The sequence below is a fragment of the Methylibium sp. genome, assembly GCF_013817365.1.
GTDB lineage: Bacteria > Pseudomonadota > Gammaproteobacteria > Burkholderiales > Burkholderiaceae_C > Methylibium.
Genome location: NZ_JACDCU010000348.1, coordinates 1 through 4400, shown reverse-complemented (window position 1 = coordinate 4400; position 4400 = coordinate 1). Strand labels below are relative to the sequence as shown.

Genomic DNA, 4400 nt, shown 5'->3' with positions numbered 1-4400 from the left:
GCCCGAACTCGCCTTTGCGTTCCGGCTCGCGCGGCACCTGAAAGCGCAGCGTGAAGTTGCGCGCGGCAAGCCGGAGAACTTCAACCGGCCCGACTACAGCTTCCGGCTGGAAGGCGCGAACGCCGTGGCCGCGGGCAACGAGCCGGACGGCAGCGAAACAGTCGTCATCACCGAGCGCAAGCGCGGCTCACCGCTCGACCTGATCGTCGCCGAGGCGATGATCCTCGCCAATAGTCACTGGGGCGGCTGGGTCGCCGAGTGCGGCGTGCCGGCCATCTATCGCAGCCAGGCCAGCATGGCCCCAGGCATCAAGGTGCGCATGGGCACCAAGCCGGCGCCGCATGCCGGCATGGGCGTGCGGCAGTACGCCTGGTCCACCTCGCCGCTGCGCCGCTATGTGGACCTGGCCAATCAGTGGCAGATCATTGCCTGCGCGCGCCACGGCCGCACCGCCGCGCTGGTTGCGCCCTTCAAGCCGAAGGATGCGGAACTCTTTTCGGTGATCTCCGGTTTCGAGGCCGCCTACGCCGCCTACAACCAGTTCCAGAACGGCCTTGAGCGCTACTGGACGATGCGCCACCTGGAGCAGGCGGGCATCACCGAGCTCGACGCCGCGGTCATGAAGGACGGCCTGGTCCGCGCCGACACGCTGCCGCTGGTCTTTCGTGCGCTCGGCTGCGAAACGCTGCCGCGCGGTGCGCGGGTGCGCGTGCGCATCACCGGCACCGACCTGCTCACGCTCGATCTGCACGCCAGCCTGATGGCGCGCCTCGATGATCCGGGGACGAGTGCGGACGATGCACGTGTCGAGACCGACGAAGCCGAAGACGCCGTGGAGGATGCCGCGCCGCTCGCCTTGGCGATCGACCTGCAGGATGGCGACAATGCCGGCGAGCCTGCGCCGCAGAGCGCCCCTGGCTGACCCGACGCCCGAATGGACCTTTCCCGAGCCCGCCTGAAGCAACGCCTGACCCAGCTCACCACGCTGCAGATCGCGCTGCTGATCTCGTTCGGATTGCACGCTGCGCTGCTGACGGTGCGTTTCGTCGACCCGGAGGCTTTCAACCGCGTGTTCGAGGACACGCCGCTGGAGGTGATCCTCGTCAACGCCCGCTCCACCGAGCCGCCGATCAAGGCCCAGGCCATCGCCCAGGCCGCGCTCGCCGGCGGCGGCGAGGCCAAGGCCGGGCGTGCGACCTCGCCGCTGCCGCCGTCCGCGCTCACCGAAATCGGCGATTCGCTCGAAGACGCGAGCAAGAAGATCCAGACCCTGCATGAGCAGCAGACACAGTTGCTGGCGCAGATCCGCCGTGAACTCGCGCTGCTGCCGCCGCCCGACCCGCAGCGCGATCAGGGCAACCCCGACGCGCGCGCCGCCGCTGATCAGCGCCGCCAGTTGCTGCGCATGCTCGCCGAGATCGAAAAGCGCATCAACGAAGAGAACGCGCGGCCGAAGAAGCGCTACATCAGCCCCGCGACCAGCGAGGCGGTGTACGCCGTCTACTACGACGTCCTGCGCCGCAAGATCGAGGAACGCGGCACGCAAAACTTTCCTGAGGAAAAAGGCAAGAAGCTCTACGGCGAGCTGACCATGATGGTCACCGTCGACGCGGCCGGCCAAGTACTCGAGACCGAGGTGGTGCAAAGCTCGGGCCAGCGGTCGCTCGACCGCCGCGCGGTCGCCATCGTGCGGGCGGCTTCGCCCTTCGGGCCCTTCAGCACCGCGATGCGCGGACAGGCCGACCAGATCGTGGTGGTGTCACGCTTTCGCTTCACCCGCGAAGACGGCCTGGAAACGCGCGTAATGGCGCCATCGCAGCCATGAGCGGCGGCGCACGGGACGTCCGCGACCGCTATGCGGTGGCGGGCAACCCGGTGGAGCACAGCCGCTCGCCTTTCATCCATGCCCGCTTCGCCGAACTGACTGGCGAAGCGCTGAGCTATGGCCGTCTGTCCTGCCCGCTCGATCGCTTCGCCGAGACCGTGTGCGCCTTCGCGGCCGGCGAAAACCCAGCCGACATGGACGCGCCTGCGTCGAATCCTGTTGGGCGCCCGCGAGCCCAGGGCTGCAACGTCACTGTCCCCTTCAAGTTCGAGGCCGCCGCGCTCGCGCAGCGCCTGACGCCCCGCGCCGCCTTGGCCCAGGCCGCCAACACGCTGCGCTTCGATTCCCCGCAGGCGGGCGGCTGGCAGGCCGACAACACCGACGGCGCCGGCCTGGTGGCCGACATCACCGTGCATGCCGGCGTCGCGCTGGCCGGCGCCAGCCTGCTGCTCATCGGCGCGGGTGGCGCCGCGGCCGGCGTGCTCGGGCCGTTGATCGAAGCCGCGCCGCGCCGCCTGGTGCTGGTCAACCGTTCGCCGCAGCGCGCGCAAGCGCTGGTGTTGCGCCACGCCGCGCTGGCGGCACAGCATGGCGTCGAGCTCGCCGACAGCATGCTGGAAGCCGCCGGCAGCGGCTTCGACATCGTCGTCAACGCCAGCGCCGCCAGCCTGCAGGGCGCGCCGGTGCCTGTTTCCGGCCGCGTGCTGCGCCGCGGGGGTTTGGCGCTGGACATGATGTACGGGCCCGCAGCCAATGCCTTCTTGGCCTGGGCCCGGGAAGGCGGTGCGCACGGGCGGGACGGCCTGGGCATGCTGGTCGAACAGGCGGCGGAGTCGTTTCTGTTCTGGCGCGGCGTGCGCCCGCCGACGGCCGGCGTGCTGGCCGAGGTGCGCGTTGCGCTGGCGGCCGGGCCGAAATGAAGAGAACACTGGTCCGCGCCTTCCTCCTTCTCCTGCTCAGCGCCGTGGCGCTGCAGTTGGTCTTCGTGCTGCGCATCGCGGCCATGCTCGCTTTCGATCCACAGTCCACCGCCTTTCAGCGCACGGAGCTCCGCCGGCTGCTCGCCGAGCCGCAGCCCCTGTCTTGGAGCCAGGAATGGCGTGCCTACGAGCGCATTGCGGCCCCGCTCAAGCGCGCCGTCATCGCGTCCGAGGACGCCGGCTTTACCGACCACGCCGGCGTCGACTGGGAAGCGATCGAGCACGCCTGGGAACGCAACCAGCGCGCCGAAGCGCGCTCCGACCGGCTGCGCGCACAGGCGCAGGCGACACAGTCGCGACTCGCCGCCAGCGGCCGCACGGTGGCGGCGCGCCCGGCGCCCGCGCCGCGCATCGTCGGCGGCTCGACCATTACCCAGCAGCTCGCGAAGAACCTGCTGCTCTCGAGCGAGCGCAGCCTGGCACGCAAGGGCCAGGAGTTCGTGCTGGCGACCTGGCTCGAACTGCTGCTCGGCAAGGAGCGCATCCTCGAGATCTACCTGAACAATGTCGAGTGGGGTGAAGGAGTCTTTGGCGCGCAGGCCGCCGCGAGGCGCTACTACCGTACTGACGCCGACCGGCTCGGCGCTACCCAGGCCGCCCGGCTGGCGGTAATGCTGCCGGCGCCCAAGCGCTTCGAAAAGCGGCCCGGCTCGGCCTATGTGAGCGGCCGAGCCGCCACCATCGTGGCTCGCATGAGCGATGTCGAACTGCCCTGATGAACCTGCCCCGCCTTGCGGGGTCTTCTCCGTCATGCCGCCTTCCACCATCACCCTCGAGATTGCCGCCACTGCCGCCCGGCTCGTGGTCGAAGAAGGCCTGGAATACGGCCCGGCCAAGCAGCGCGCGCTCAAGTTGTTGGGCAAGCGCGGCCTTCAGGTCACCCCCCGCAAGGCCGAGTTGCCCGACAACGACCTGCTCGAGGCCGAGGTCCGCAGCTACTTGGCGCTGTTCTGTGCTGAAACCCAACCCGGCGAACTCGCGGCGCTGCGCCAGGTGGCATTGCACTGGATGGAGCGGCTGGCCGAATTCCGACCTTACGCCACCGGCGCCGTCTGGCGTGGCACCGCCACACGCCTGAGCGATGTGCACTTGCAGCTCTACTGCGACGACTCCAAGTCGGCCGAGATCGCGCTGCTGGGCGCCGGGGTGGTCTACGACGTCGGCAGCGTCCGCGGCCCCCAGGGCCGCACCGTGGACGTGCTGAGCCTGGCCGAGCGAGGCACCGTGCCCGGCGAGGTCATCCCCGTGCACCTGAGCATCCTCGACCATGACGACCTGCGCGGCGCGCTCAAGCCCGATGCCCAGGGCCGGGCGCAGCGCGGCGACGCGGCCGCGCTGCGTCGGCTGATGAAAGCCGAAGCGTGACCACAACTCGACCCCTCTCCTCGCCACGGCGCCGCCTGCTCCTGGGCGGCGCGGCCGGCGCCGCCTTGCTCGGCGGCGCTTGGCTGTCGCTGCGCCGGCATGCGCCCGATCCGGCCGCCGAAGCGTTCTGGGCCCAGTCTTTCGAAACGCCCCAGGGCAGCCGTCTGACGATGAGCAGCCTGCGAGGCCGTCCCTTGCTGGTCAACTTCTGGGCAACGTGGTGCGCGCCC

Annotated in this window: 6 protein-coding genes; all 6 read left to right on the top strand. The window is 70.2% G+C overall.

The genetic code is table 11. The annotated features are described in order from the left end of the window. On the top strand, positions 1-922 hold a 922-nt coding region (locus H0W38_RS17365), incomplete at its 5' end, for an RNB domain-containing ribonuclease (RefSeq protein WP_292456383.1). A 12-nt stretch (positions 923-934) separates the two neighbouring features. Further along, complete coding sequence (locus H0W38_RS17360) at positions 935-1825, top strand: energy transducer TonB (protein ID WP_292456381.1); 891 nt, start codon at positions 935-937, stop codon at positions 1823-1825. Continuing rightward, on the top strand, positions 1822-2745 hold the full coding sequence (gene aroE / locus H0W38_RS17355; protein ID WP_292456379.1) for a shikimate dehydrogenase: 924 nt from the start codon (positions 1822-1824) through the stop codon (positions 2743-2745). Before H0W38_RS17360 ends, aroE begins: the two co-directional genes overlap by 4 nt. Then, positions 2742-3521, top strand: coding sequence for a transglycosylase domain-containing protein (locus tag H0W38_RS17350; RefSeq protein WP_292456377.1), 780 nt, complete (start codon positions 2742-2744; stop codon positions 3519-3521). The genes aroE and H0W38_RS17350 overlap by 4 nt, the downstream gene beginning before the upstream one ends. A gap of 34 nt (positions 3522-3555) precedes the next feature. Further along, positions 3556-4170 carry a hypothetical protein gene (locus H0W38_RS17345; protein ID WP_292456375.1) on the top strand — a complete coding sequence of 205 codons (615 nt, stop codon included), beginning with the start codon at positions 3556-3558 and terminating at the stop codon, positions 4168-4170. Continuing rightward, positions 4167-4400, top strand: a 234-nt coding sequence (locus H0W38_RS17340; protein WP_367162316.1) for a TlpA family protein disulfide reductase, incomplete at its 3' end; no start/stop codon positions are given. The genes H0W38_RS17345 and H0W38_RS17340, both read left to right, overlap by 4 nt.

Coding starts and splice junctions, on each gene's coding strand:
- H0W38_RS17345 (WP_292456375.1), top strand. CDS start 3,556: ATGCCGCCTTCCACCATCACCCTCGAGATTGCCGCCACTGCCGCCCGG.
- H0W38_RS17350 (WP_292456377.1), top strand. CDS start 2,742: ATGAAGAGAACACTGGTCCGCGCCTTCCTCCTTCTCCTGCTCAGCGCC.
- H0W38_RS17360 (WP_292456381.1), top strand. CDS start 935: ATGGACCTTTCCCGAGCCCGCCTGAAGCAACGCCTGACCCAGCTCACC.
- aroE (WP_292456379.1), top strand. CDS start 1,822: ATGAGCGGCGGCGCACGGGACGTCCGCGACCGCTATGCGGTGGCGGGC.